Genomic DNA, 4,213 nt, shown 5'->3' with positions numbered 1-4,213 from the left:
GCAGGCTCACGTGGGCCAGTTCAGAGCGACATCCCTGGGCCACTTCAGCTTGACATAGCCACCTCGACGAGCAGCACAGACGGATCTCCGATCTCGGGATCCCGCCCGCTGGGATCCATCGCCCACAGGTACACGTCAGTGATGGGTCTCCCCGTCACCGCAGCGGTGAGGAACAACCGCGCGAGTGTCTCCCGGCCGGCCGGCCCGAAGTACGCATCTTCCTTCGCGTCAGCTTCTTGCGCGGCCGAGACGAACACGTCGACAAGCTTCTCCGCACGTTCGAAGTTCGTCACGAACGACAGCGGATTCCACCACCAGGTGGGCTCCGCCCCGATGATGTCCTGCACGTCGTGGATCCACATGCGGCCGATCTCCGATCGCGGCCCGCGGGTGAGGTCGACGATGTCTCGCTTGTTCGACGTCGCGAACACCGGCCCCTGCGTCTCCAGGATCTGCGGCACGCACACGCAGCTCGTCTTGCCCGCACGCGGTCCCATGAGCCAGATCTGCACCCACTCCCACGTGCCGAAGAGGAACTTGCCGGACGGGATGTGTCGGCCGAGCGGGACACCGTCCGCTGCGCCTTCTGCGCCGAGACGGGCGGTGTCCTCCGCGACCTTCTTCTGCGTCATCTCATCCAGCTCGCGGATCTGTCCCATCGACGCCGCCTTGTGGTCGACCCGGGATCCCGATGACCGGCGCCGCAGCGCCAGCGTGGCGATCGCGGCGGCCGCCACCCCCAGGACAATCAGCCCGAGCAGGAAGATCACGACCTGCAGCGGCGCCGGCGACAGCTTCCCTGTCAGAACAGCCGCCAGCACCGTGAAAGGGTCACGCCGGCCGAGCTCGTCGACGCCGGGGTTGGTGAGCGCAGCCAACCAGCCCAGCACCCCGACGAACATCGCCACCGCGAGTACCCCGCCGATCACCAGCCACCCGGTGTCGGCCGCGAGAGGTTGTGCCCGCCGGTTCGGGCGCATCAGGCCGCCTCCTCCAGCGTCTCGGTAACGCGTGCCGCGTTCGCACGGAACCGCTCTGCCGCTGTCGTCCAGGCCCGGTTCGTGTTGTTCACGTCCATCTCTGCAGCCGTGAGTTCCACCTCGAACGGTGTCCCCGGCTTCTTTCCGATCTTGAGCAAGAACTTTCCTCGCCCAGGCGGGACCGCCTGTGTGCCCGTGTGCGGGTTCAGCGACCCGTCGGCACTCCAGTCCATGATCATCGACTTCTCGCGTGCCGACATGGCGAACACCTGCTCCAGGTTCCCCATCTCGGACTGCGCGAGCCCGCCGATGAACACCATCGCGGACCGGGCCACGAAGCCCCACGCGATCGTCGTCAGCTCGTCAGACGACAGCTTGAGGTCATCCATCGTGTGCGTGATCATCGCCTGTGCGATACCGCGTGCACGGTTCAGACGCGTCAGCGCGTCGACGAAGAACACCATCGCCGAACTGGCGCGCAGCATGCGCCACAGCTCATCCATCACCAGGAAGTAGTGACGGCGGGGCCGCAGGGCGGCATCCGCGAGGTACTTCTCCGCGTCGACGACCGCAGACCCGAACGACCACGACACGGCCTGCACGGCCGCCTGCAGGGTCAGGTCGCCGTCATCGATCGACGACAGATCGAACACGACCGGCCGACCGGCCTCGATCTGCACGGTGCTATCACCGTCGAAGATCGACCCGTACACACCCGACGAGGTCAACGCAATCAGACCGTCCAGCAGCAGCTCCGTGCGCTCCGCATACCGTTCTTCATCGCCACGGTCTTGCGCGATCGCGGCGAGGCGCGGGTGACGAGAGCGCACCAGGGCCACCAGGTCGCTAATCCGCGGCTGCCGGCCTTCCTTCTCGATGTCGAATTCTTCATCGAGGATGCGCAGGCCCTCCACGACCATGCTGCGTTCCTTCTCGCTGATCCGGGCATCACGGCCCAGCTCCAGCAGACCCGTCACGAGAGTGGCCCGACGCCGCTTCATCGCGTCGATAGCCTCACGCCGCGGCGCGTCGCCACGGGTGATGTCGTCGGGGATCTGCTCGAGCTCGCTCAGCAACTGGCTGAAATCGAGGATGTTGATGACTTCCTGGCCAGGGCCCAGGTGGAACACCTGCCCGCCCATCGCGTCGATCAGATCCACGTAGTCGGGCTTCGTGTCGCTGAGGACCATCGGGATGTGCCCCCAGGCCTCCAGCACCGTCACGATGCGACGTACGAGCGTCGACTTTCCCAGGCCGGGACGGCCGAGAACGAAGCACGAGGGCTGGTTGATCAGATTGGCGAGGAACCAACTGATCGGATCGGCGCAGACCACCGTGCCTTTCAGCAGGTTCTTCCCGAGGGGGACGCCCACGGGAAGGTCGCTCGAACCGGCGATGAACGGCCAGAGACCGCACACCTGCACCGTGGTGCCCTGTGCTTCCGGCAGCGGCTCGATCCAGGGCATCCGCCCCGTGCCGCTGGTACGCCAGCCTCGACGCCCCGCACGCCCCAGCGCACGGCGGCGCTGCGTTCGGGTGCGGTCGAGGAACTGCAGCCAGCGTTGCAGCGGAGTGACAGCCGGGGGTCGCACCTTGTGCTCCAGGCGCTTTGCCTCACGCGGGGTCAGCCGCAGCTCTCCCGCCTCCGTCTGTCGTCGTTGCGCTCTTGTCGTCGTCATCGTCATCACAGCCAGTCCCTAATCTGATCGGGCAACGTCATGTGCGCGGGCAGAACCACGCCCAGGGGCAGGCCCGCGAGGAATGCCACGTCCTCGTTCCCCAGCGCCTCACGGATCTTGAGGCGCGCCTGATTCGTCAGCGACGGGATGACCTTCTCCAGACGCGGGAACTCATCGTTCGTCCGGCACGTCGTGGTGATGATCATGCCGAACCGGATGAGACCCGCACCCGCGGCCTCTTCCTCGGCCGCCTTGTTCGCGAACCGGATGCGGTTCTTTTGCCGGGCCGTCGCGCGCTGCTTCGTCGACGAGTTGAACTGCGCGTTGTTGATCTCGGCCTCGATCACATCCGGCGCATCCCCAGCGGGGATCGGACGATACAGGATCGTCACCCGCTTGCGGAGAACGCCCTTCATCGGCTCGAATGCGCGGCGCAGCGCCGTCGCGTAGAACTTTGATCGCGGACCCTCGTACATCGTCCACGACTTCGACACACCACGGTCGTGGTAGTACCGGTCGTACTTCGCCTCGGAGAACGCAGGGCCGGCCTCCGACCAGGTCAGGCCTGTCCCGCCCTCCTGGCGGGCCTGCTCGACGCGGGCCGACACCGTCGGGTCGTACGCCACGCGGGTGAAGTCCACGATGTCCTGCGCCGTGCACGCCTGCGCCCCGGTGCCAGCTCCCGTCATGCCCAGCGAAGCCAACAGGACCGGGAGGCGGTTGCCGATCTCGTCCGCCATCTCCTGCACGCCCCGATCGGAGTTCTTCGACTCCAGACCCGTGCCATTGAACGTCAGCGCCAGACGCGTGCTCAGCTGAGGAGCACCGCCCGACAGCGTGTCCGCGAGGCCACCGACAACAGCGGTGGAGAAGTCGCTGCCGTGGTCAGACACGTTCTCCGCGACCATGCGCCGCAGCCGCAGGCCAGAGTCCGGCGCGCTCTCGATCGTGACAGATGCGCCGACGATCGAATCCTCCACACCCAGCTGCGCGAGCCAGCCACCCCAATGGGCGACCTGCCGGTTGATCCTGTCCTGATCCACGAGTGAGTCCCCATCGGGGAAGCACTCGATCACCACGGTGTAGTGCTTTGTCGTCGCTGTGGCGAGACGGATCATCCCGAACGGGTTGCCGTAGCTGTCTTTGTGCTCGCTCAGCTCTGACGCCGTCAGCAGGCCCGGCAGACGGAAGCTCCCATCCGGGATCCGTCCCGCGGGCCCCGCAACCAGAAGCGTGTCGCCGCGACGCTCCGCAGCGCGGAATGCCATGCGGTTCGCCTTGCGCCGATACCAGTTGCGGCCCTGCTTGACGGTGACCACGGTCACTACCGCCGCGGCCACGCCGAGGAGCGTGATGATGCCGGCAGCAAGCCACCAGCCGCGCACGATGCATCCAATGAGGACGAGTGCGAACGGGATAGACCCGAACGTCACACCCGCACCCAGCCCGCCGATGCCGAGCTTGGCGGGCATGACGATGTTGCCGTGCTCCACCATCGTGGTGTCATTGCTACTCATCGTTCGACCCCTGTTCGTCAATTCCGTTACTGCTGCT

General features: G+C 66.3%; 3 protein-coding genes. All 3 read right to left on the bottom strand.

What is annotated here, in order from left to right; genetic code table 11:
- Window positions 1–44: 44 nt before the first annotated feature.
- The 3 genes from DSP71_RS15350 to DSP71_RS15340 are packed head-to-tail and all read right to left on the bottom strand — an operon-like array spanning window position 45 to window position 4,176.
- Window positions 45–980 (bottom strand): hypothetical protein, encoded by a 936-nt coding sequence (locus tag DSP71_RS15350; RefSeq protein ID WP_113681520.1) that lies wholly within the window; start codon window positions 978–980, stop codon window positions 45–47.
- On the bottom strand, window positions 980–2,659 hold the full coding sequence (locus DSP71_RS15345; RefSeq protein ID WP_181800752.1) for a hypothetical protein: 1,680 nt from the start codon (window positions 2,657–2,659) through the stop codon (window positions 980–982). The genes DSP71_RS15350 and DSP71_RS15345 overlap by 1 nt, the downstream gene beginning before the upstream one ends.
- A 5-nt stretch (window positions 2,660–2,664) precedes the next feature.
- Window positions 2,665–4,176: an SCO6880 family protein gene (locus DSP71_RS15340; protein WP_067117755.1), complete on the bottom strand. Its 1,512-nt coding sequence runs from the start codon at window positions 4,174–4,176 to the stop codon at window positions 2,665–2,667.
- Between the last annotated feature and the right edge of the window lie 37 nt (window positions 4,177–4,213).

The organism is Microbacterium sp. H6 (genome assembly GCF_003314775.1).
GTDB classification, from domain to species: domain Bacteria; phylum Actinomycetota; class Actinomycetes; order Actinomycetales; family Microbacteriaceae; genus Microbacterium; species Microbacterium oxydans.
This window is presented reverse-complemented; position numbering and strand designations above follow the sequence as displayed.

What these genes read in the sequence shown, in the direction of transcription:
- DSP71_RS15350 (WP_113681520.1), bottom strand. Translation starts at nt 980, where the DNA reads ATGCGCCCGAACCGGCGGGCACAACCTCTCGCGGCCGACACCGGGTGG.
- DSP71_RS15345 (WP_181800752.1), bottom strand. Translation starts at nt 2,659, where the DNA reads ATGACGACGACAAGAGCGCAACGACGACAGACGGAGGCGGGAGAGCTG.
- DSP71_RS15340 (WP_067117755.1), bottom strand. Translation starts at nt 4,176, where the DNA reads ATGAGTAGCAATGACACCACGATGGTGGAGCACGGCAACATCGTCATG.